A 19,480-nucleotide genomic window follows, 5' to 3' on the forward strand; every position below is an offset into this window, starting at 1 on the left:
TGGCGACAACGTGTCGATCACCGTCAAGCTGATCAACCCCATCGCCATGGAAGAAGGCCTGCGCTTCGCCATCCGCGAAGGCGGCCGTACGGTCGGCGCTGGCGTCGTGGCCAAGATCATTGCTTAATTCATAAGCAGAACAAGGAACTTGCCATGTCCAAGCAAAAAATCCGCATCCGCCTGAAGGCGTTTGACTACAAGCTGATCGACCAGTCCGCTGCCGAGATCGTTGACACCGCCAAGCGCACCGGCGCCATCGTCAAGGGCCCCGTGCCCCTGCCGACGCGCATGAAGCGTTTCGACATCCTGCGCTCGCCGCACGTCAACAAGACCAGCCGCGACCAGCTCGAAATCCGCACGCACCAGCGCCTGATGGACATCGTGGACCCTACGGACAAGACCGTGGACGCCCTGATGAAGCTCGACCTGCCCGCGGGCGTGGACGTCGAAATCAAGCTGCAGTAATGGCTTTTGCGGGGTGGGTTCGCCCACCCCGCAAGGTCCGAAATAACGCGAACTTGCTTGCGAAAGCAGTTCGCGTTATACTTTAGGGCTTCACTCGATTTGCGCCTTTGAAAGGGTGCCGGCCGGGCGGAGTTTTATTAACCTTCTTTCATGCACGCAGGCGAGAGCTTGCGGAAACGCCGTAGCCAATTGAAGTTGCGGCGGTGAGAGTTTTGGAGAAAACCAATGAGTCTGAGCAACTCCCTCGGGTTGCTGGGTCGCAAAGTGGGCATGATGCGTCTGTTCACCGATGATGGGGACGCAGTGCCTGTCACGGTGGTGGATGTGTCCAACAACCGCGTTACCCAGATCAAAACCCAAGAGAACGATGGCTACGTGGCCCTGCAGGTCACGTTCGGTTCGCGCAAAGCATCGCGCGTGACCAAGCCAGAAGCCGGCCACCTTGCCAAGGCAGGTGTGGAAGCCGGTGAAATCATCCAGGAATTCCGCGTAACCGCCGATACCGCAGCCCAGTACCAAGCTGGCGCCTCGGTGGCTGTGACGTCCGTGTTCTCCGTGGGTCAGAAGGTCGACGTGCAAGGCACCTCGATCGGTAAAGGCTACGCCGGTACCATCAAGCGCCACAACATGAGCTCGCAGCGCGCGTCGCACGGCAACAGCCGTTCGCACAACGTGCCTGGCTCGATCGGTATGGCACAAGACCCAGGTCGCGTGTTCCCCGGCAAGCGCATGACGGGCCACCTCGGCGATGTCACCAAGACCACGCAAAACCTCGATGTGATCCGCATCGACGAAGCGCGTCAACTGCTCTTGATCAAGGGCGCTATTCCGGGCTCCAAGGGTGGGTTCGTGACGGTGCGTCCAGCGGTCAAGGCCAAAGCCTCCAAAGGAGCGAACTAATGCAGCTCGAACTCCTGAATGACCAAGGCCAGGGCGCATCCAAGCTGGATGTTCCTGAAACCGTGTTCGGTCGTGAATACAACGAAGATCTGGTGCACCAGATCGTGGTGGCCTATCAGGCCAACGCACGCCAAGGCACTCGCGCCCAGAAGGACCGCGAGCAAGTCCGTCACTCGACCAAGAAGCCTTTCAAGCAAAAGGGTACGGGTAACGCACGTGCAGGTATGACCTCGTCGCCACTGTGGCGCGGGGGCGGTCGGATTTTCCCGAACATGCCTGACGAAAATTTCACGCAGAAGATCAACAAGAAGATGTACCGCGCTGGTATGTCTGCCATCTTGTCGCAGCTGGCCCGCGAAGGCCGTCTGGCTGTGGTCGACTCCCTGAAGCTGGATTCGCCCAAGACCAAGGTCTTGGCCGACAAGTTCAAGGCGATGAACCTGCAATCGGTGATGGTGATCGCCGATGAAGTGGACGAAAACCTGTACCTGGCTTCGCGCAATCTGGTGAACGTGCTCGTCGTCGAGCCCCGTTACGCAGATCCCGTGTCGCTGGTCCGTTTCAAGAAAGTGCTCGTCACCAAGGGTGCAATCGACAAACTCAAGGAGATGTTCGCATGAGCACACTCAAGTTTGACGAAGGTCGTCTGATGCAAGTGCTGGTCGCTCCCATCGTGTCCGAAAAGGCCACCATGGTTGCCGAGAAGTCCAATGCTGTGACGTTCAAGGTGCTGCAGAACGCTACCAAGCCAGAAATCAAGGCCGCTGTGGAATTGATGTTCAAGGTCGAGGTCAAGGGCGTTTCTGTGGTGAACACCAAAGGCAAGACCAAGCGCTTCGGCAAGACCGTCGGCCGCCGCGACAACGTTCGCAAGGCATACGTCACGCTGCAGCCAGGTCAAGAGCTGAACCTCTCCGGGGAGGCCGCGTAATCATGGCTGTCATCAAGATGAAACCCACTTCGCCCGGCCAACGTGCCGTGGTGAAGGTCACGCGTGACCACCTGTACAAGGGTGAAGCGTACGCCCCCCTGCTGGAACCACAATTCCAGAAGGCCGGCCGTAACAACAACGGTCACATCACCACCCGCCACAAGGGCGGTGGTCACAAGCACCACTACCGCGTGGTGGACTTCAAGCGCAACAAGGACGGCATTCCGGCCAAGGTTGAGCGCATCGAGTACGACCCCAACCGTACGGCCCACATCGCTCTGGTGTGCTATGCCGACGGCGAGCGTCGCTACATCATCGCTCCCCGCAACCTGGAAGTGGGCGCAACCCTGCTGTCCGGTTCGGAAGCCCCGATCCGCGCTGGCAACACGCTGCCGATCCGCAACATCCCCGTGGGTTCGACCATCCACTGCATCGAGCTCAAGCCCGGTGCCGGTGCGCAGATCGCCCGCTCGGCAGGTGCTTCGGCAACGCTGCTGGCCCGCGAAGGCGTTTACGCCCAGGTGCGCATGCGCTCGGGTGAAGTTCGCAAGATCCACATCGAATGCCGCGCCACCATTGGCGAAGTGGCCAACGAAGAACACAGCCTGCGCCAACTGGGCAAGGCCGGTGTGAAGCGCTGGATGGGTATTCGTCCCACGGTTCGCGGCGTTGCCATGAACCCGGTGGATCACCCTCACGGTGGTGGCGAAGGCCGCACCGGCGAAGGCCGCCATGCAGTCGATCCTTGGGGCAATCTGACCAAGGGTTATCGCACCCGTAACAACAAGCGCACACAGATCATGATCGTGTCGCGTCGCAAGAAGTAAGGGGTAACAGATGACTCGCTCTCTTAAAAAGGGTCCATTTGTTGACCATCACTTGCTGGCCAAGGTCGAAAAGGCCGTTGCCACCAAGGACAAGAAACCAGTCAAGACCTGGTCGCGTCGCTCCATGGTTCTGCCCGAGTTCATCGGTCTGACCATTGCCGTGCACAACGGCAAGCAGCACGTACCTGTCTATGTCACCGACCAGATGGTGGGCCACAAGCTGGGCGAATTCGCCCTGACGCGCACCTTCAAGGGTCACCCCGCTGACAAAAAAGCGAAGAAGTAAGGAACGACCATGTCTGAAACACGTGCAGTCCTCCGGGGCGTCCGTCTGTCGGTCGACAAGGGCCGTCTGGTCGCCGATCTGATCCGCGGCAAGAAGGTGGACCAGGCTCTGAACATCCTGAACTTCACGCAGAAAAAAGCTGCGGGAATCGTCAGGAAGGTTCTGGAGTCGGCCATCGCCAACGCCGAACACAACGATGGCGCCGACATCGACGAACTGAAGGTCAAGACCATCTACGTCGAACAAGGCACCACGCTCAAGCGCTTCACCGCGCGCGCCAAAGGCCGCGGCAATCGCATCAGCAAGCCCACGTGCCATGTGTACGTGACGGTTGGCAACTAAAGGCTCGGGAAGACTATGGGACAGAAAATCCATCCTACCGGCTTCCGCCTTGCGGTCAGCCGCAACTGGTCCAGCCGTTGGTACGCCAGCAACCGCGATTTCGCGGGCATGCTGGCCGAAGACATCAAGGTGCGTGAGTACCTGAAGGCCAAGTTGAAGAACGCCGCCGTGTCGCGCATCCTGATCGAGCGTCCTGCCAAGAACGCCCGCATCACCATTTACTCGGCTCGTCCTGGTGTGGTGATCGGCAAGAAGGGTGAAGACATCGAGAACCTGAAGAAGGAACTCGCTGCTCGCCTGGGCGTGCCCGTCGCAGTGAACATCGAAGAAGTGCGCAAGCCTGAAATCGATGCCAAGCTGATCGCCGACAGCATCACGCAACAGCTCGAAAAGCGGATCATGTTCCGCCGCGCCATGAAGCGCGCCATGCAGAACGCCATGCGTCTGGGTGCCCAGGGCATCAAGATCATGTCGTCCGGCCGTCTGAACGGTATCGAAATCGCTCGCTGCGAGTGGTACCGCGAAGGCCGCGTGCCACTTCACACGCTGCGTGCGGACATCGACTACGGTACCTCTGAAGCCAAGACCACCTACGGTGTGATCGGCGTCAAGGTCTGGGTCTACAAGGGTGACACGCTGGGCCGCAATGACCTGCCCGCCGTGGAAACGCCTCGTCCAGACGAAGAGCGCCGCCCACGCGGTCCACGCCGTGATGGCCGCCCAGGTGGCGACCGTCCAGGCGCAGGCCGTGGCCCACGTCGTCCTGTCGGTGGCAACACCGCTCCGGCCGACGGCAGCGACAAGCCAGCGGAAGCTGGTGGCGCTGATAACACCGCCGTTAAGCGCGTACGCAAAGTCGCCGCGCCCGCTACAGCAGCGGACGGTAAAGGAGAATAACTATGCTGCAACCTGCTCGCCGCAAATACCGCAAGGAGCAAAAGGGCCGTAACACTGGTGTCGCAACGCGGGGTTCCTCCGTTGCGTTCGGTGATTTCGGTCTGAAGTGCACCGACCGTGGCCGTCTGACGGCCCGTCAGATCGAGGCTGCACGCCGTGCAATCTCCCGTCACGTCAAGCGTGGCGGCCGTATCTGGATCCGCGTGTTCCCGGACAAGCCAATCTCTACCAAGCCCGCAGAAGTGCGTATGGGTAACGGTAAGGGCAACCCCGAGTACTACGTGGCCGAAATCCAGCCCGGCAAGATCGTTTTCGAGATCGTCGGTGTGCCCGAAGAACTGGCCCGTGAAGCGTTCCGCCTGGCTGCCGCCAAGCTGCCGCTGCGCACCACGTTCGTCAGCCGCCTGATCGGCGCGTAATTCAGGAGAACAAGCAATGAAGACTACTGAACTGCGCCAAAAAGACGTCGCCGGCATCGAAGCCGAAATCAAGGCGCTGCAAAAGGCCCATTTCGGCCTGCGCATGCAAAAGGCCACGCAGCAACTGGGTAACACCAACACGCTGCGCACCACCCGCCGCGATATCGCCCGTGCCAAGACCATTCTTGCTGAAAAGCAAGCCGCCAAGTAAGGAGCCCACATGACGGAACCTAAAAAATCCCTCAAGCGCACCTTGGTTGGCAAGGTGGTCAGCGACAAGCGTCAAAAGACCGTGACCGTGCTGGTCGAGCGCCGTGTGAAGCACGAGCTCTACGGCAAGATCGTTGCGAAGTCGAGCAAGTACCACGCCCATGACGAAAAGGGCGAGTACAAGCTGGGCGACGTGATCGAAATCACCGAGAGCCGTCCGCTCTCCAAGACCAAGAACTGGGTTGCCACCCGCTTGGTGCAAAAGGCCGGCCTGCTCTAAGCCCTCCCGGCTTCCAGGCAGCACAGCCCCTCAAAACGACCCACAATGTGGGTCGTTTTGTTTTGTGGGCCGCGTTTTTTTGCAGGCCTGCAGGCGAATGTGTTCAATACCCCCAGCAACCCAAGGAGAGATCAATGATCAAAATCGGTGACACCCTGCCAGCCAGCACCCTGATGGAATACTCGGAAGTCGAGGGCGAAGGCTGCTCCATCGGCCCGAATCCCGTGCCGGTGGACAAGGCCACGGCAGGCAAGACGATTGCCCTGTTCGCGCTGCCTGGCGCCTTCACGCCCACCTGCTCGGCCAAGCATGTGCCTGGCTACGTGGAAAAGGCAGCCGAATTCAAGGCCGCCGGCGTGGATGAGATCTGGTGCGTGAGCGTGAACGATGCCTTCGTGATGGGCGCCTGGGCGCGCGACCAGAAGACCGACGGCAAGGTGCGCATGCTGGGCGACGGTGATGCCACCTTCGCCAAGGCGACCGGCCTGACGCTGGACCTGAACGGCAAGGGCCTGGGCCTGCGCAGCAACCGCTATTCGATGCTGGTGCGCGATGGCAAGGTGGTCACGCTCAACGTGGAGGCCCCTGGCAAGTTCGAGGTGAGCGACGCCGACACCCTGCTGGCCCAGGCCAGGGCGTGATGCCCTGATTTGCTATCCAATTGGTAGCTTCTGGCGCTTGTGAACCAGGCGCCAGCGCCCAAAAACCTCAGAAGATATCGACCTTGAGGTAGTGGGCCCCCGCAATGGGGTTGTGGTAGTAGGGCGGAATCTCCTCGAAGCCCAGGTCGGTGTACAGCGCGCGCGCCGACTCCATGTCGTCAAGGGTATCGAGCAGCACACAGGCATAGCCTGCCTGCCGCGCGAGGTCGAGCATGGCTTCGGCCAGCTCGCGGCCCAGGCCGAATCCACGGAACGCCTTGCGCACGTACAGGCGTTTCATCTCGCTCGCATTGGGGTAGTCGGCCGCATCCAGCGGCCGCAGGGCGCAGCAGCCCGCTATCGCGCCCTCTACCTCGGCCAGCAGCAGGGCACCGCGCGGCGCGGCATAGTCGCCGGGCAGGTGGGCAAGCTCGCTCTCGAAGTCCTGAAAGCACAGATCGACGCCCAGGGTGTCGGCGTATTCGCGGAAGATGTCGCGGACCGCCTGAAGCTCGGCAGGCGAGGAGGGGATCCGCAGGGTGACGGCAGGCTTGTCCAAGGCACAAAGTGGTGTGAAACGACGGAAGCCGCAGTGTAGCCAGTTCGGTTCAGAACCCGGGCGCCGCCGCCAGTGTCGACACCCACCAGGCCAGCCCGAAGCTCAGTCCCAGCACCACCAGCGCGACCACCCGGGTGGCCAGATCGTCGCGCGATGCAGGCGCGGGCGCCGCCAGCAGCTTGTCGCCGTGCAGCATGGGCTTGACCAGGCGCTGCTTGCGCACCAGCACGTAGAACACGATGGCCAGCAGGTGCAAGGCCACCAGCGCCAGCACCAGGTACTGCCCGATTTCCTTGTGGTAGCCCGTGGCCTGGCCCACCACCGCATTGGGCACGAACCGGGTGAGCGGGCCGGCAAAGGCGATCTCGTCATCGCTGAGCAGGCCGGTTGCCACCTGCGCGGCCAGCACGGCCAGCAGCGCGAACACGGACAGCGCCCCCAGGGGGCTGTGGCCGATGCTGTCCTCGGCGTGCGCCGCGCCGCGCACATAGCGCAGCAGCCGGGCGGGGGAGTACAGGAAGCTCGCGAAACGCGACCAGCGCCCGCCGATCAGTCCCCAGACGGCGCGGAACACCAGCAGCGCCAGCACCATGTGGCCCAGCCGGAAATGCCACTCCATGGCGTTGCCGCCCACCTTGGCCGTGACCACCAGTGCCACGACGCAGGCGGCCAGGGTCCAGTGGAAGATGCGGGTGGGAAGGTCCCAGATGCGTACGGTGTGCTGCTGCGTCATGGTGGCGGTGGGCTGGGTGTTGAGGAGGAGGGGAATGGCCGCATTGTGAAGGAGGCGGGGTAAACCCGGAAGGAGGGCGCCGCTGCGAAACCCGTGGTAAACCGGCATACTCCCTGCTGGTCAAAAGGTTTTTGCATTTACCCCCCACGAAAAAAGGAAATACCCCCATGAAAGCACTTGCCGCGTTCGCCCTTGCCGCTGCCACGCTGACCGTGTCGGCACCGGCCTCCGCCCAGTTCGCCAAGGCCGAGGACGCCATCAAATACCGCCAGAGCGCACTCTTCGTGATGGGCCAGCACTTTGGCCGGCTCGGTGCCATGGCCAACGGGCGCATTCCGTTCGATGCCAAGGCGGCGCAGGAGAACGCGGATGTGGTGGCCCACATGGCCAAGCTGCCCTGGGCGGGCTTCGGGGCGGGCACGGACAAGGGCGCTCCCACCAAGGCGCTGCCCGAGATCTGGACCGAGCAGGCCAAGTTCAAGGAACACTCCGAGAAGCTCGAGGCCGAATCCGTCAAGCTGGCCGCCGCGGCCAAGACCGGCAGCCTGGACAACCTGAAGACGGCCTTTGGCGCTGCCGCGGGCACCTGCAAGGCCTGCCACGACAACTACCGCGCCAAGTAAAGTGCATCGCCCTGAGCGGCGTTGCCGCTTCTCCCTTCTCTCTGCGCGCTGCGCGCTCCGGGAGGGGGGACGACGCCAGCGCGGCGGGGCAGCCCTTGTGCGGCGTTCGCTGGCCGGGGCCGCGCGCGCTCAATGCGCATGCTATTAAAGTGGTAGCTGTTTGCGCTGAATCCATAAGCGACAAAGGCCGATTTCGCATGAAATCGGCCTTTTGCCTTTGAAGGTGCCGTAGCGGCTCAGGTCTCGGCCAGCAGCTTTTCGATGAGCTGGTGCAGCTCGGGGAAGTTGGGTGCGCCCACGTAGGTCTTCACGATCTCGCCGCGCTTGTTCACGATGAAGGTCGAGGGCGTGAGCCGCACATCGCCCCAGGCCTGGGCCACCTTGCCGGTGTTGTCGATGGCGACCTGGAAGGGCAGCTTGCGGGTTTCGGCAAAGTTCACCACGTAGCTGGGCGGGTCGTAGCTCATGGCCACGGCCAGGGTGTCGAAGCCCTTGGCGTGGTACTTGTTGTAGGTCGCCACGATCTCGGGCATCTCGGCCACGCAGGTGGTGCAGCTCGTGGCCCAGAAATTCACCAGCGTGACCTTGCCGCGCAGATCGGCGGTGGACTTGCTGGAGCCGTCCAGCAGCACGAAGTTCGACTCCGGCGCCACGGAGCGGCCCGTATCCAGGTACACATAGGCGCCCACGGCCGCGAACGCCGCCACCGCCACACCTGCTGCCCAATGCTTGATCGCCATGACTTCCTATCCATCCAGAACTGTGGGCCGGGCCCGCGCCGAAACCCGGCCGCAGCCGGTGCCCCGATTGTCGCAGCTTGGGTGGAGTCGTGTGCTGCGCAAAAGTTCGCGCAAAACGGCGCACGCGGCCCGCGCTGCGTGCTGTGCCGATAATCGGCCAATGAACCGAACACCAACCCGCGCGGCCGCCTTGCCGCCCATGCTCCTGCTGGCGTGGCTGGCAGGCTGCAGCCCCGCGCTCAACTGGCGCAGCGTGCCGCTGCCCGAGGCGGCCATCACCATCACGCTGCCCTGCAAGCCCGACCGGGCCGTGCGCCCGGTGGAGCTGGCGGGCTCGCCCGTCGAGCTGGCCATGGCGGGCTGCGATGCGGATGGCGCGACCTTTGCGGTGTCGCATGCCGCGCTGGCCGACCCCGCGCAGGTGGGCGCGGCGCTCACGCACTGGCGGGCGGCCGCGATCGCCAACCTGGGCAGCGGCGCGGCCGCCCGCGCGGTCGACACGCCGTACGCGCCGCCGGGCGTGCTGCCCCTGCCCCAGTCGGTGCGCACCGTGGTCCAGGGCCAGCGCCCGGATGGCAGCGCCGTCACGGCCCAGGCCGTGTGGTTCGCGCGCGCCGTGGGCCCGCAGGTGCGGCTGTACCACGCGGTGGTCTACACCCCCAAGCCCCGCCCCGAGGTGGCCGACCAGTTCTTTGCCGGGATCACGCTCCAATGACGGCCCCCGGCGTGCTGCCGCGGCGGGCCGCGGTGATTGTCTTCCTGGCATTTGCCTTCGCGTATTTCCTGTCGGCCCTGGTGCGGGCGGTGACTGCCACCCTGGCGCCCACGCTGTCGCAGGAGTTCTCGCTGCACGCCAGCGACCTGGGGCTGCTGGCCGGGGGGTACTTCCTGGGGTTCGCGGCCACGCAGCTGCCGCTGGGCACCTGGCTGGACCGGCACGGGCCCAAGAAGGTCGCCCTCGGCTTCCTGGGCGTGGCCGTGGTGGGCAGCCTGGTGTTCTCGGTGGCGACGGGGTTCTCGGGCCTGCTGGCCGGCCGCGTGCTGTGCGGCGCCGGCGTCAGTGCCTGCCTGATGGCGCCCCTCACCGGCTACCGGCGCTGGTTCGAGCCCACCCTGCAGATGCGGGCGAACTCGTGGATGCTGATGACCGGCTCGCTGGGCATGGTGGCGTCCACGCTGCCGGTGCAATGGGCGCTGCCGCTGGTGGGATGGCGGCCCCTGTTCTGGGTCCTGGCCGCGCTGATCGCGGTATCGATGGTGGTGATTGCCGTCTGGGTGCCGGCCTGGGGCGCCGCCACCCCGCGGGCAGACGGACCGGTGCCTCCTGCCGGGGCCACCGAGGGCGCGCAACACGGCTACGCCATGGTGTGGCGCCATCCCTACTTCCAGCGCCTGGCGCCCCTGGGGTTCTTCGTGTACGGCGGCATGGTGGCGATGCAGACCCTGTGGGCCGGGCCCTGGATGCAGCGCGTGGCGGGCTACACGCCGCTGGAGGCCGCCACGGGCCTCTTCTGGATCAATGTCTCCATGCTGTGCACGTTCTGGACCTGGGGCATGCTCAACCCCTGGCTGCTGCGAAAAGGGCTGGGGGCCGACCGCCTGATGGCGGCGGGCCTCCCGCTGTGCCTGGTGGTGCTGCTGGGCACCATCGTGGCGGGGCCCCGGGCCGGGGGCGGGGCGTGGGCGCTGTTCTGCATGTCGTGCACGTTCGTATCGCTGTCGCAGCCCGCGGTGGCCATGGCGTTCCCGCAGGCGCTCGCGGGGCGGGCCTTGTCGGCCTACAACCTCGTGATTTTTGCGGGGGTGTTCGTGGTGCAGTGGGGCATCGGCCTGGCGGTGGACGCCTTCGCCGCCGCGGGCCTGTCCGCGGTGCAGTCCTTCCAGGCCGCGATGGCGGTGTACCTCGCGTGCAACGCGGGCGCCTACGCGTGGTTCCTGCTGCGGGGGCGGCGCCATAATGTGCTGCAAACCACCGCGCCATGAGCACCACCAGCATCCTCATCATCGCCCACGCCCCGCTGGCCCATGCGCTGCGCGAATGCGCGCTGCATGTGTTCCCCGACTGCGGGGGCAGCGTGTCCGCGCTCGATGTGCAGCCCAACCAGCCGCCCGAGGAGTCGCTGGCGCAGGCCCGCATCATGCTCGATCAACTGGGCGCGGATTCGACGCTGGTGCTCACCGACGTGTTCGGCGCCACGCCCTGCAACATTGCGCAGCGCCTCATCGGCAACGTGCGCTCGCGCCTGGTGACGGGCGCCAACCTGCCCATGCTGCTGCGGGCCGTGAGCTACCGCCACGAGCCCCTTGATTCGGTGGTCACCCGCGCCGTGGTGGGTGGCACCCAGGGCGTCATGCAGGTGGCCATCTCCGCACCGCAGAACCAGAATACCCGCAACCGACATGATCAAGACCCGTACGACCATCAACAATAAACTGGGCCTGCATGCCCGCGCGTCGGCCAAGCTCACCAAGCTGGCCGGCAGCTTTCCCTGCGATGTCTTCATGAGCCGTGGCGACCGGCGCATCAACGCCAAGAGCATCATGGGCGTGATGATGCTGGCCGCCGGCATGGGCACCGAGGTGGAGATCGAAACCAGCGGCGAGCGCGAACAGGAGGCCATGGACGGGCTCCTGGCCCTGATTGCCGACAAGTTTGGCGAGGGTGAATGACCTTCTCCGTCCACGGTCTCGCAGTCGCCCGCGGCATCGCCATCGGCCGTGCGGTGCTGGTGGCGTCCAGCCGGGTGGACGTGGCGCACTATTTCGTCAAGCCCGAGCAGATCGAGGGCGAGATCGAGCGGGTGCGCAACGGGCGCAATGCCGTGGTCGAGGAACTGCAGCGCCTGCAGGTGGAGATGCCCGCCGATGCGCCGCATGAACTGACCGCGCTGCTCGACGTGCACCTGATGCTGCTGCAGGACGAGGCCCTCACGGGCGGGGTCAAGCACTGGATCACCGAGCGCCTGTACAACGCCGAGTGGGCGCTCACCACGCAGCTCGAAGTCATCGCGCGCCAGTTCGACGAGATGGAGGACGAATACCTGCGCGAGCGCAAGGCCGACCTGGAACAGGTGGTCGAGCGCATCCTGCGCTACATGAAGGGCGTGGCCAGCCCCGTGGCGCCCCCCGCCAGCAGCCCGCGCCGCAAGACCCAGCAGGACCTGCTGCTCGACGACACGGTGGACGTGCCCCTGGTGCTGGTCGCGCACGACCTCTCGCCCGCCGACATGCTGCAGTTCAAGCAGAGCGTGTTCGCGGGCTTCGTGACCGACGTGGGCGGCAAGACCAGCCACACCGCCATCGTGGCGCGCAGCATGGACATTCCGGCCGTGGTGGGCGCGCGCGCGGCCAGCCAGCTGGTGCGCCAGGACGACTGGGTCATCATCGACGGCGATGCGGGCGTGGTCATCGTGGACCCGTCGCCCATCATCCTGGCCGAGTATGGCTTTCGCCAGCGCCAGGTGGAGCTGGAACGCGAGCGCCTGGCCCGGCTGCGCCACACCCCGGCCATCACGCTCGACGGCCACAAGATCGAGCTTCTGGCCAACATCGAGCAACCAGGCGACGCCGCCGCCGCCGTGCGCGCCGGCGCCGTGGGCGTGGGCCTGTTCCGCAGCGAGTTCCTGTTCATGGGCAAGAGCGGCAACCTGCCCGGCGAGGACGAGCAGTACCGCGCCTACTGCGAAGCCATCGACGGCATGCAGGGCCTGCCCGTCACCATCCGCACCATCGACGTGGGCGCCGACAAGCCGCTGGACCACAAGAGCCACAAGGACAGCTACCTGAACCCGGCCCTGGGCCTGCGCGCCATCCGCTGGAGCCTGGCCGACCCGGCCATGTTCCGCACCCAGCTGCGCGCCGTGCTGCGCGCGGCGGCGCATGGCAAGGTCAACCTGCTGTTCCCGATGCTGGCGCACACGCACGAGATCCAGCAGACCATCGCGCAGGTGGACCTGGCCCGCGCCGAGCTGGATGCGCGCGGCGTGCCCTACGGCCCGGTGCAGCTGGGCGCGATGATCGAGGTGCCCGCGGCGGCGCTCATGGTGCGCACCTTCCTGCGGTATTTCGATTTCCTCTCCATCGGCACCAACGACCTGATCCAGTACACGCTGGCCATCGACCGCGCGGACGAGGCGGTGGCGCACCTGTACGACCCGCTGCACCCCGCCGTGCTGCGCCTGGTGGGCGATGTGATCGCCGAGGGCGAACGCCAGGGCAAGAGCGTCTGCGTGTGTGGCGAAACGGCCGGCGACGTGACCATGACGCGCCTGCTGCTGGGCCTGGGCCTGCGCAGCTTTTCCATGCACCCCGCGCAGATCCTGGCCATCAAGCAGGAGGTGCTGCGCGCCGACACGCGCAAGCTCGCGCCGTGGGCGCGCCAGGTGCTGGAGGGGGACGAACCCGCGGCCGCGCTGGCGCCGTAGGGTGGTGCTGAAATGCTCCTTAATTGATAGCTTTCTGCGCTTGATGGACCGGCGCCAGGGGCCGGTTTTGCCAGATTTTTTTGAAAAGTGAAGCGCGGCGTCCGCCAGCCTGCAAGGCCGGCGGATGCACTTCTCCCCGCCCGTTCTGATGGCCTGCGCTGCATCCAGAAAAACCCATGCCTCCCATGCAGCTTGCCCACGCAGACCCGTCCCTCATCGACTCGCCCCAGGCACTGCGGCGGCTTCTTGCGACCCTGGGCCTCGTCGTGCTGGGGAACAGCAGCATGTACGTGGTGTCGGTGGTGCTTCCGGCGGTGCAGACCGAGTTCGGAATCGGCCGCGCCAGCGCCTCGCTGCCCTATACCCTGATGATGGTCTGCCTGGGTCTGGGCGGGCTATGGACAGGGCGGCTGGCGGACCGCCACGGCCTGATGCCCGTGCTCTGGCTGGGTGCCCTGGCGGTGTTTGGCGGCTTCATGGGGGCGAGCCTGTCGGGCAGCATCTGGGCTTTCGGTCTGGCGCACGCGGTGATGGGGTTCATTGGCGGCTCCGCGACGTTCGCGCCCTTGCTGGCCGATACGGCGCTCTGGTGGAATCGCCGGCGGGGCATCGCGGTGGCGGTGTGCGCCAGCGGCAATTATGTGGCGGGCGCGGTCTGGCCGCCCATCGTGCAATACGGCGTCGACTCCATCGGCTGGCGCCCTACCTACATGGTGCTGGGCAGCATCTGCGGCGTGGGTATGCTCGCGCTGTCCCTGCGCATGCGCCAGCGCCCTCCCGCGATTCCGGCGTCTGCGGCAGTGGGCGCGAACCGGGCGGCGCCGGACCGTGCCCGCCCTTTCGGCCTGGCTCCGAACCACGCGATGGCGCTGCTGTGCCTGGCAGGCATCGCGTGCTGCGTCGCCATGGCCATGCCGCAGGTCCACATCGTGGCCTACTGCACGGATCTGGGCTTCGGCGCCGCCCAGGGCGCCCAGATGCTGTCGCTCATGCTGGCCTGCGGCATCGTGAGCCGTCTTGTGTTCGGGCTGATCTGCGACCGCATCGGCGGCATCCGCACCCTGTTGCTGGGATCGGCGCTGCAGGGCATCGCCCTCGTGCTTTTCCTTCCCTACGACGGCCTGGTGCCGCTGTACGTCATCTCGGGGCTATTCGGGCTGTTCCAGGGCGGCATCGTGCCCACCTACGCCATCATCGTGCGCGAGTACTTCCCGCCCGGCCAGGCGAGCGTGAGGGTGGGGGGCGTCATCATGGCCACGCTCGTCGGCATGGCGCTGGGCGGCTGGCTTTCCGGCTGGATATTCGACGCCACGGGAAGCTACCACGCCGCCTTTCTCAATGGCATCGGCTGGAACCTGCTGAACCTCTCCATCACCGGCTGGCTCTACCTGCGCGTGCGCCGGGAGCGCGCGGCCCCGCGCATGCCGTGAAGTGCTCCTGAATAGATAGCGTTCCGCGCTTTCCGGACAAGCACGGGAGGCCCGCTGGATGCAGATTCACACGGGCCGCCGCAGGGCCAGCACACTCCAGCGCACGTCCGGCCGCCCCTGGGCGTCGTCCCGCGTGCCGCTGTGCGCGGTGGCCAGCCCGTGCCGTGCGCCCAGCGCCGCCGTTTCCTGCATCGACACGTCGAACATGCGCCGCCCCCGGGGCACGGGGCCATGGCGCAGCGACATCACCACCAGCGCGCCCGGCGCGAGCAGGTCCGCCACGGCCCGCATGGCAGCGGTGCGTTCCGCGGCGTCCAGATGCATCCACACGGCGGTCAGCAGCACCAGGTCGAACTGGCGGCCCCGCAGGCCGGTGAGCGCGGGCAGGTGGTCGTCCACCCACTCGATGGGCAGCCCAGCGTGGATGCGCTGCCCCTCCTGCCGCAAGGCCGCCGTGGGCTCGGCGGCCACCACATGGTGGCCCGCGCGCACCAGCGCGGCAGCGTCCCGTCCCGAGCCCGCGCCGATGTCGAGCACCCGGCTGGGCGTGCGCGGGAACAGGTGCAGCGCGCTGCGATGCACATCGGCGAACGCGATGCTTTCATACTGCGCCGCCAGCGCGGCGGCGTGCGTGCCATAGCCCGCCGTGCCGGGGATGGGGAGGGTGTCCATGCGAGGATCGGGTTTGCTATCGGATAAATAGCTATCAGCGCTTGATGGGCAAGCGCCTGGGCCACTTTGATTGAATCAGCGCGCCCGCATGCCCATCACGGCCGCGCCGATGATCATCACCGTGGCCAGCGCGATGCTCCAGGTGAACGGGCGGCCGCTCACCGCGATCAGCAGCGCGGTGGACGCCAGCGGCGTGATGTAGCTCAGGATGCCGATGTGCCGCGCGTCGCCCAGCTTGAGTGCCTTGTCCCACAGAAAGAACGAGGCGCCCAGCGGGCCCAGGCCCAGCACGGCCAGCAGCGCCCAGTCGCGCGGCTGCAGCGCCACGGCGGGCTCCAGCAGCGCGTGGCACAGCAGCGACAGCACGCCCGACACCAGCCCGAACAGGCCGATGGCGGTGGTGGGGAACGCCGCCACGCGCTTGGTCATGAGCGAATAGGTGGCCCAGATGAAGGCCGCCGCCAGCGCCGGCAGGTAGCCCCAGGCGAGGGTGCCGCTCAGCGCGCGCCCGCCCGCGATGGCGATGGCGGCCCCGCCAAAGCCCAGCAGTGCCGCCAGCACATGCGGCGTGCGCAGCGACACGCCGGGCAGCACCACGGGCGAGAGCACGACGATGAACAGCGGCCACAGGTAGTTGACCAGGTTGGCCTCGACCGGCGGCGCGTGGCGCAGCGCGATGAACAGCAGGAAGTGGTAGGCGAACAGGCCGTACACCCCCAGCGCCAGCGTGCGCGCCGGAATGCGCCACTGCGACGGATCGCGCAGCACGAAGGGCCAGGCCGGCACGCTGCCGATGATGAGCGCGATGCCCGTGAGCAGGAACGGCGGAATGTGGGTGAGCGACACGCCCAGCGAGGCGAGCGAGGCCCACAGGGCGATGGCGCCGAGGGCATAGAGATTGGCTTGCATGGGCTTGACTGTATGCGCGAGCGGCGGCCCGCATCGTCGCGCAACGGCGGCCGCTCGTCGCGCAGCGGGGGTGCGGCGGCGCCGCACCGGTCATTCCCTCATCGATCCATGCATCCATTCATTTGCTCACTCACCCATTCGCCGGTTCATTCACCGGGCCCGGGCTCCCCGCCGCGCCCGCCTGGCGCCGCAGCGCCGCGGTCAGCGCCGAGGGTGAACGGTAGCCCGTGCGCTGCGCCACTTCGGCCACGGCCATCCCGCCGCCGCGCAGCAGCCGGGCCTGTGCCAGCCGCTGGCCGCGCAGCCAGGCCATGGGCCCCAGGCCCTGCTCGTCGCGGCAGCGGGCCGCGAACTGGCTGGGGCTCAGGTGCACGCGCGCGGCCAGGTCGGCGACCGAGAGCGCCCCGTCCCACTGCTGGGCGGCCCACTGCCGCAGCGCGGCCCAGTCGATCGGCCGCTGGCGCGAGGGTGCCAGGCCGGGGGGCCAGGCGCGGGGGCCGGAGCCTGCCAGCCACGCCTCCAGCAACAGCGCCGGGCCGTGGGCCTGCGCCAGGGGGCGGCCTTGCTGCAGTGCGCCCGCCAGGTAGTGCGCCAGCGGCAGGGCCTCGGCGGGGGGCGCGCTGGCGCCCTGGCCGTGCGGCCGCAGGCAGCGCGCCCATCCGGGCTGCGCACTGTCGAGCACCAGGCACAGGCTGCCGCGCGCCGACTCGAAGTCATGGCGGTCGCCCGGGGCGATCACGCACCCCCCGCCGGGGCTGACGCGCACGCCGCGCCCCTCGACTTCGAGGTCGAGGGCGCCGGACAGCCCCAGCAGGACCTGGAAGTGGTCATGGCTGTGGCTGCCGGGAGAGGCACCGTAGCGGCGCAGCGAAAGCTGTTCGGAGGAGGGCATGTGCACCGTGGATTTTGCTGCAACCGCACACGGACCACCAGCCGGGCGGGCGCGCGCCGGGGTGGCGATTTTTTCCTTCGCGCTTTGAATTTATGTTGCTAGAGTGAATTTCAACAAGTGGCAACAAGGAATTCATATGGTTTCAAGTGCGGGCTTGGCGCAGCCTGCAGAACTTTCAGGCAGCGGTTCCGACGAGCTGTTGGCGTGCCTGCTCATTGTTGCCAAGGCCCACGGCCTGCCTTCGACGCCCGAGGCGGTGATGGCCGGGTTGCCTGCTGAAAACCACCGGCTGACCCCCGGCCTCTTTGCCCGTGCGGCCCAGCGCGCGCACATGAGCAGCCGTCTCGTGCGGGAGCCGCTGACCCGCGTCAAGGACGCCTTGCTCCCGGCGGTCCTGCTGCTGCAGGGCGAGCGCGCGTGCGTGCTCCTGGGCTGGAGCGACGGCCGCAGCGAAGCGCGTGTCGTGCTGCCCGAACTGGGGGACGCGCCCATCCAGGTGTCGCGCGCGGCGCTGGAGGCGGACTACCTGGGCACCACGGTGTATGTGCGCCCTTCCCAGCGTTTCGATGCGCGTGCCCCGCAGGTCAGGGCGGGCCGCCATGGGCACTGGTTCTGGACCGTGCTGGCCGAAAACCACGGGCTGTACCGCGACGTGCTCATGGCCGCCTTCCTGGCCAACCTGTTCGCCCTGGGCATGCCCATCTTCACGATGAATGTCTATGACCGGGTGGTGCCCAACAACGCCATCGACACCCTGTGGGTGCTGGCGCTGGGGCTGTCCATCATGCTCGTGGGCGACCTGGTGCTGCGCACGCTGCGCGGGCGCTTCGTGGACCTGGCCAGCAGCCGTGCCGACGTGAAGCTGTCGGCCTACATCATGGAAAAGGTGCTGGGCACGCGCATGGAGCAGCGGCCGGCCTCGGCGGGCTCGTTCGCGTCGAACCTGCGCTCGTTCGAGTCGGTGCGGGACTTCATCAGCTCGGCGTCCGTCGTGGCGTTCATCGACCTGCCGTTCGGCCTGATCTTCATCGTGGTGATCGGCTGGATCTCGTGGCCGATGCTGATCCCGCTGCTGTGCGGCGCGGCGGTGATGCTGCTCTACGCCCTGGCCGTGCAGGGGCGCATGCACGCGCTGTCCGAAACCACCTACCGCGCGGGCGCGCAGCGCAATGCCACGCTGGTGGAGGCGCTGGTGGGCTTCGAGACCGTGAAGGCGCTGGGCGCGGAGGCGCCCCTGCAGCGCAAGTGGGAGCGCAGCACGGCGCTGCTGGCCCGCGTGGGCGTGCAGCTGCGCCTTCTGTCGGCCACGGCCAGCAACACCTCGGCCTTCCTGCAGCAGCTCATCAACCTGGTGATCGTGATCGTGGGCGTGCACATGATCGGCGAGCGCCAGCTCACCATGGGGGGGCTGATCGCATGCACCATGCTCGCGTCGCGGGCCATGGCGCCGGTGGGGCAGGTGGCGGGCCTGCTCGTGCAGTACCACACGGCATCGACGGCCCTGACCTCGCTCAACGAGATGATGAAGCGCGAGGTGGACCGCCCCGAGGGCGCCAGCTTCATCAGCCGGGGGCGGCTGCAGGGCGCGATCGAGTTCAGGGATGTCGGCTTCACCTACCCGGGCCAGCAGACGGCCTCGCTGCGCAACGTGACGCTGTCCATCAAGCCCGGCGAGCGGGTGGCCATCCTCGGGCGCATCGGCTCGGGCAAGACCACGCTGCAAAAGCTGATGCTGGGGCTGTACCGGCCGACCTCGGGCGCGGTGCTCATCGACGGCATCGACCAGCGCCAGCTGGACCCCGCCGAGCTGCGCCGCCAGGTGGGCTACGTGCAGCAGGACGTGGTGCTTTTCTATGGCTCGCTGCGCGAGAACATCACGCTGGGCGCCCCGCTGGCCGACGACGCGGCCGTGGTGCGGGCGGCCGAGATCGGCGGCATCCTGCCGCTCGTGAATGCGCACCCGCAGGGCTTCGACATGCTGGTGGGGGAGCGGGGCGAGTCGCTGTCGGGCGGGCAGCGGCAGGGCGTGTCCATCGCGCGCGCCGTCATCAACGATCCCGTGGTGCTGCTGCTGGACGAACCCACCTCGTCCATGGACCATTCCAGCGAGGAGGACATCAAGCGCAGGCTGGCCGATTTCTCGAAGGGGCGCACGCTGGTGCTCATCAGCCACAGGACCTCGCTGCTGGCCCTGGTGGATCGCATCATCGTGATGGACGCGGGCCGCATCGTGGCCGATGGCCCCAAGGAGCAGGTGGTGCAGGCCCTGCGCCAGGGCCGCATCGGAAAGGCGGTGTGAG

At 66.6% G+C, this 19,480-nt stretch carries 26 protein-coding genes and 1 pseudogene; 21 read left to right on the top strand and 6 right to left on the bottom strand.

The genetic code is table 11. From position 1 onward, the window contains the following. From KW843_RS25965 to KW843_RS26025, 13 genes and pseudogenes are all read left to right on the top strand, one after another. Window positions 1-127 (top strand): annotated as a pseudogene (locus KW843_RS25965) (elongation factor Tu); the annotation flags it as partial. Between the two features lie 26 nt (window positions 128-153). Beyond that, the gene (gene rpsJ, locus KW843_RS25970; protein WP_005796953.1) at window positions 154-465 is read left to right on the top strand and encodes a 30S ribosomal protein S10; all 312 of its coding nucleotides are present in this window, start codon (window positions 154-156) and stop codon (window positions 463-465) included. A 225-nt stretch (window positions 466-690) separates the two neighbouring features. Further along, on the top strand, window positions 691-1,365 hold the full coding sequence (gene rplC / locus KW843_RS25975) for a 50S ribosomal protein L3 (protein ID WP_218298005.1): 675 nt from the start codon (window positions 691-693) through the stop codon (window positions 1,363-1,365). Further along, window positions 1,365-1,985: a 50S ribosomal protein L4 gene (gene rplD, locus KW843_RS25980; protein WP_008906425.1), complete on the top strand. Its 621-nt coding sequence runs from the start codon at window positions 1,365-1,367 to the stop codon at window positions 1,983-1,985. The genes rplC and rplD overlap by 1 nt, the downstream gene beginning before the upstream one ends. Then, window positions 1,982-2,296 carry a 50S ribosomal protein L23 gene (gene rplW, locus KW843_RS25985; RefSeq protein ID WP_007847815.1) on the top strand — a complete coding sequence of 105 codons (315 nt, stop codon included), beginning with the start codon at window positions 1,982-1,984 and terminating at the stop codon, window positions 2,294-2,296. Before rplD ends, rplW begins: the two co-directional genes overlap by 4 nt. Before the next feature lie 2 nt (window positions 2,297-2,298). Continuing rightward, window positions 2,299-3,123, top strand: a complete 825-nt coding sequence (rplB, locus tag KW843_RS25990) for a 50S ribosomal protein L2 (protein WP_010467175.1) — start codon at window positions 2,299-2,301, stop codon at window positions 3,121-3,123. Window positions 3,124-3,133: 10 nt separating this feature from the next. Continuing rightward, a complete protein-coding gene (gene rpsS / locus KW843_RS25995; RefSeq protein ID WP_010467177.1) occupies window positions 3,134-3,409 on the top strand; it encodes a 30S ribosomal protein S19 in 276 nt (91 codons plus the stop codon). A 9-nt stretch (window positions 3,410-3,418) separates the two neighbouring features. Further along, window positions 3,419-3,751 carry a 50S ribosomal protein L22 gene (gene rplV, locus KW843_RS26000; protein ID WP_106445895.1) on the top strand — a complete coding sequence of 111 codons (333 nt, stop codon included), beginning with the start codon at window positions 3,419-3,421 and terminating at the stop codon, window positions 3,749-3,751. A gap of 15 nt (window positions 3,752-3,766) precedes the next feature. Further along, window positions 3,767-4,648 (top strand): 30S ribosomal protein S3, encoded by an 882-nt coding sequence (gene rpsC / locus KW843_RS26005; RefSeq protein ID WP_142149114.1) that lies wholly within the window; start codon window positions 3,767-3,769, stop codon window positions 4,646-4,648. Window positions 4,649-4,650: 2 nt separating this feature from the next. Further along, window positions 4,651-5,067 (top strand): 50S ribosomal protein L16, encoded by a 417-nt coding sequence (gene rplP / locus KW843_RS26010; RefSeq protein ID WP_218298006.1) that lies wholly within the window; start codon window positions 4,651-4,653, stop codon window positions 5,065-5,067. Window positions 5,068-5,083: 16 nt separating this feature from the next. Beyond that, the gene (gene rpmC, locus KW843_RS26015) at window positions 5,084-5,278 is read left to right on the top strand and encodes a 50S ribosomal protein L29 (protein WP_008906429.1); all 195 of its coding nucleotides are present in this window, start codon (window positions 5,084-5,086) and stop codon (window positions 5,276-5,278) included. Window positions 5,279-5,287: 9 nt separating this feature from the next. Continuing rightward, window positions 5,288-5,557, top strand: coding sequence for a 30S ribosomal protein S17 (gene rpsQ, locus KW843_RS26020; RefSeq protein ID WP_218298007.1), 270 nt, complete (start codon window positions 5,288-5,290; stop codon window positions 5,555-5,557). Between the two features lie 134 nt (window positions 5,558-5,691). Next, entirely contained in the window at window positions 5,692-6,198 is a 507-nt protein-coding gene (locus KW843_RS26025) for a peroxiredoxin (RefSeq protein WP_218298008.1), read from the top strand. A 67-nt stretch (window positions 6,199-6,265) separates the two neighbouring features. Here KW843_RS26025 and KW843_RS26030 read toward each other — a convergent pair whose 3' ends face one another. Then, a complete protein-coding gene (locus KW843_RS26030) occupies window positions 6,266-6,757 on the bottom strand; it encodes a GNAT family N-acetyltransferase (RefSeq protein ID WP_218298009.1) in 492 nt (163 codons plus the stop codon). A 49-nt stretch (window positions 6,758-6,806) separates the two neighbouring features. After that, on the bottom strand, window positions 6,807-7,490 hold the full coding sequence (locus tag KW843_RS26035) for a cytochrome b/b6 domain-containing protein (RefSeq protein ID WP_218298010.1): 684 nt from the start codon (window positions 7,488-7,490) through the stop codon (window positions 6,807-6,809). 167 nt (window positions 7,491-7,657) lie between these two features. Here KW843_RS26035 and KW843_RS26040 point away from each other — a divergent pair, with 167 nt between their 5' ends. Continuing rightward, window positions 7,658-8,113, top strand: a complete 456-nt coding sequence (locus tag KW843_RS26040; RefSeq protein WP_218298011.1) for a cytochrome c — start codon at window positions 7,658-7,660, stop codon at window positions 8,111-8,113. 236 nt (window positions 8,114-8,349) lie between these two features. Here the strand turns inward: KW843_RS26040 and KW843_RS26045 are convergent, their stop codons facing one another. Then, entirely contained in the window at window positions 8,350-8,853 is a 504-nt protein-coding gene (locus tag KW843_RS26045) for a TlpA disulfide reductase family protein (RefSeq protein WP_218298012.1), read from the bottom strand. Between the two features lie 160 nt (window positions 8,854-9,013). On the opposite strand from KW843_RS26045, the gene KW843_RS26050 reads away from it, so the two are divergent. From KW843_RS26050 to KW843_RS26075, 6 genes are all read left to right on the top strand, one after another. Next, the gene (locus tag KW843_RS26050) at window positions 9,014-9,568 is read left to right on the top strand and encodes a hypothetical protein (RefSeq protein ID WP_218298013.1); all 555 of its coding nucleotides are present in this window, start codon (window positions 9,014-9,016) and stop codon (window positions 9,566-9,568) included. Beyond that, a complete protein-coding gene (locus tag KW843_RS26055) occupies window positions 9,565-10,836 on the top strand; it encodes a nitrate/nitrite transporter (RefSeq protein WP_218298014.1) in 1,272 nt (423 codons plus the stop codon). Before KW843_RS26050 ends, KW843_RS26055 begins: the two co-directional genes overlap by 4 nt. Next, window positions 10,833-11,285 carry a PTS sugar transporter subunit IIA gene (locus KW843_RS26060; RefSeq protein ID WP_218298015.1) on the top strand — a complete coding sequence of 151 codons (453 nt, stop codon included), beginning with the start codon at window positions 10,833-10,835 and terminating at the stop codon, window positions 11,283-11,285. Before KW843_RS26055 ends, KW843_RS26060 begins: the two co-directional genes overlap by 4 nt. Then, window positions 11,254-11,523, top strand: a complete 270-nt coding sequence (locus tag KW843_RS26065) for an HPr family phosphocarrier protein (protein ID WP_218298016.1) — start codon at window positions 11,254-11,256, stop codon at window positions 11,521-11,523. The genes KW843_RS26060 and KW843_RS26065 overlap by 32 nt, the downstream gene beginning before the upstream one ends. Continuing rightward, the gene (gene ptsP / locus KW843_RS26070; RefSeq protein WP_218298017.1) at window positions 11,520-13,277 is read left to right on the top strand and encodes a phosphoenolpyruvate--protein phosphotransferase; all 1,758 of its coding nucleotides are present in this window, start codon (window positions 11,520-11,522) and stop codon (window positions 13,275-13,277) included. The genes KW843_RS26065 and ptsP overlap by 4 nt, the downstream gene beginning before the upstream one ends. A 185-nt stretch (window positions 13,278-13,462) precedes the next feature. After that, window positions 13,463-14,707 (top strand): MFS transporter, encoded by a 1,245-nt coding sequence (locus KW843_RS26075; RefSeq protein ID WP_218298018.1) that lies wholly within the window; start codon window positions 13,463-13,465, stop codon window positions 14,705-14,707. A 66-nt stretch (window positions 14,708-14,773) separates the two neighbouring features. On the opposite strand, the gene KW843_RS26080 is transcribed toward KW843_RS26075, so the two are convergent. From KW843_RS26080 to KW843_RS26090, 3 genes are all read right to left on the bottom strand, one after another. Continuing rightward, entirely contained in the window at window positions 14,774-15,379 is a 606-nt protein-coding gene (locus tag KW843_RS26080; protein ID WP_218298019.1) for a bifunctional 2-polyprenyl-6-hydroxyphenol methylase/3-demethylubiquinol 3-O-methyltransferase UbiG, read from the bottom strand. 75 nt (window positions 15,380-15,454) lie between these two features. Then, the gene (locus tag KW843_RS26085; RefSeq protein WP_218298020.1) at window positions 15,455-16,288 is read right to left on the bottom strand and encodes a DMT family transporter; all 834 of its coding nucleotides are present in this window, start codon (window positions 16,286-16,288) and stop codon (window positions 15,455-15,457) included. Between the two features lie 130 nt (window positions 16,289-16,418). Next, window positions 16,419-17,180, bottom strand: coding sequence for an AraC family transcriptional regulator (locus KW843_RS26090; RefSeq protein WP_218298021.1), 762 nt, complete (start codon window positions 17,178-17,180; stop codon window positions 16,419-16,421). Between the two features lie 136 nt (window positions 17,181-17,316). Between KW843_RS26090 and KW843_RS26095 the strand changes: the two genes are divergently transcribed. Further along, window positions 17,317-19,479 carry a type I secretion system permease/ATPase gene (locus KW843_RS26095; protein ID WP_218298022.1) on the top strand — a complete coding sequence of 721 codons (2,163 nt, stop codon included), beginning with the start codon at window positions 17,317-17,319 and terminating at the stop codon, window positions 19,477-19,479. Window position 19,480: the final 1 nt, after the last annotated feature.

This window comes from Acidovorax sp. sif1233, assembly GCF_019218755.1.
Lineage (GTDB): Bacteria > Pseudomonadota > Gammaproteobacteria > Burkholderiales > Burkholderiaceae_C > Acidovorax.

Coding starts and splice junctions, on each gene's coding strand:
- KW843_RS26045 (WP_218298012.1), bottom strand. CDS start 8,853: ATGGCGATCAAGCATTGGGCAGCAGGTGTGGCGGTGGCGGCGTTCGCG.
- KW843_RS26035 (WP_218298010.1), bottom strand. CDS start 7,490: ATGACGCAGCAGCACACCGTACGCATCTGGGACCTTCCCACCCGCATC.
- rpmC (WP_008906429.1), top strand. CDS start 5,084: ATGAAGACTACTGAACTGCGCCAAAAAGACGTCGCCGGCATCGAAGCC.
- rplW (WP_007847815.1), top strand. CDS start 1,982: ATGAGCACACTCAAGTTTGACGAAGGTCGTCTGATGCAAGTGCTGGTC.
- ptsP (WP_218298017.1), top strand. CDS start 11,520: ATGACCTTCTCCGTCCACGGTCTCGCAGTCGCCCGCGGCATCGCCATC.
- rpsJ (WP_005796953.1), top strand. CDS start 154: ATGTCCAAGCAAAAAATCCGCATCCGCCTGAAGGCGTTTGACTACAAG.
- rplB (WP_010467175.1), top strand. CDS start 2,299: ATGGCTGTCATCAAGATGAAACCCACTTCGCCCGGCCAACGTGCCGTG.
- KW843_RS26050 (WP_218298013.1), top strand. CDS start 9,014: ATGAACCGAACACCAACCCGCGCGGCCGCCTTGCCGCCCATGCTCCTG.
- rplC (WP_218298005.1), top strand. CDS start 691: ATGAGTCTGAGCAACTCCCTCGGGTTGCTGGGTCGCAAAGTGGGCATG.
- KW843_RS26075 (WP_218298018.1), top strand. CDS start 13,463: ATGCAGCTTGCCCACGCAGACCCGTCCCTCATCGACTCGCCCCAGGCA.
- KW843_RS26080 (WP_218298019.1), bottom strand. CDS start 15,379: ATGGACACCCTCCCCATCCCCGGCACGGCGGGCTATGGCACGCACGCC.
- KW843_RS26065 (WP_218298016.1), top strand. CDS start 11,254: ATGATCAAGACCCGTACGACCATCAACAATAAACTGGGCCTGCATGCC.
- rpsC (WP_142149114.1), top strand. CDS start 3,767: ATGGGACAGAAAATCCATCCTACCGGCTTCCGCCTTGCGGTCAGCCGC.
- rpsS (WP_010467177.1), top strand. CDS start 3,134: ATGACTCGCTCTCTTAAAAAGGGTCCATTTGTTGACCATCACTTGCTG.
- rplP (WP_218298006.1), top strand. CDS start 4,651: ATGCTGCAACCTGCTCGCCGCAAATACCGCAAGGAGCAAAAGGGCCGT.
- KW843_RS26085 (WP_218298020.1), bottom strand. CDS start 16,288: ATGCAAGCCAATCTCTATGCCCTCGGCGCCATCGCCCTGTGGGCCTCG.
- KW843_RS26055 (WP_218298014.1), top strand. CDS start 9,565: ATGACGGCCCCCGGCGTGCTGCCGCGGCGGGCCGCGGTGATTGTCTTC.
- KW843_RS26095 (WP_218298022.1), top strand. CDS start 17,317: ATGGTTTCAAGTGCGGGCTTGGCGCAGCCTGCAGAACTTTCAGGCAGC.
- KW843_RS26090 (WP_218298021.1), bottom strand. CDS start 17,180: ATGCCCTCCTCCGAACAGCTTTCGCTGCGCCGCTACGGTGCCTCTCCC.
- rplD (WP_008906425.1), top strand. CDS start 1,365: ATGCAGCTCGAACTCCTGAATGACCAAGGCCAGGGCGCATCCAAGCTG.
- KW843_RS26025 (WP_218298008.1), top strand. CDS start 5,692: ATGATCAAAATCGGTGACACCCTGCCAGCCAGCACCCTGATGGAATAC.
- KW843_RS26060 (WP_218298015.1), top strand. CDS start 10,833: ATGAGCACCACCAGCATCCTCATCATCGCCCACGCCCCGCTGGCCCAT.
- rpsQ (WP_218298007.1), top strand. CDS start 5,288: ATGACGGAACCTAAAAAATCCCTCAAGCGCACCTTGGTTGGCAAGGTG.
- KW843_RS26040 (WP_218298011.1), top strand. CDS start 7,658: ATGAAAGCACTTGCCGCGTTCGCCCTTGCCGCTGCCACGCTGACCGTG.
- rplV (WP_106445895.1), top strand. CDS start 3,419: ATGTCTGAAACACGTGCAGTCCTCCGGGGCGTCCGTCTGTCGGTCGAC.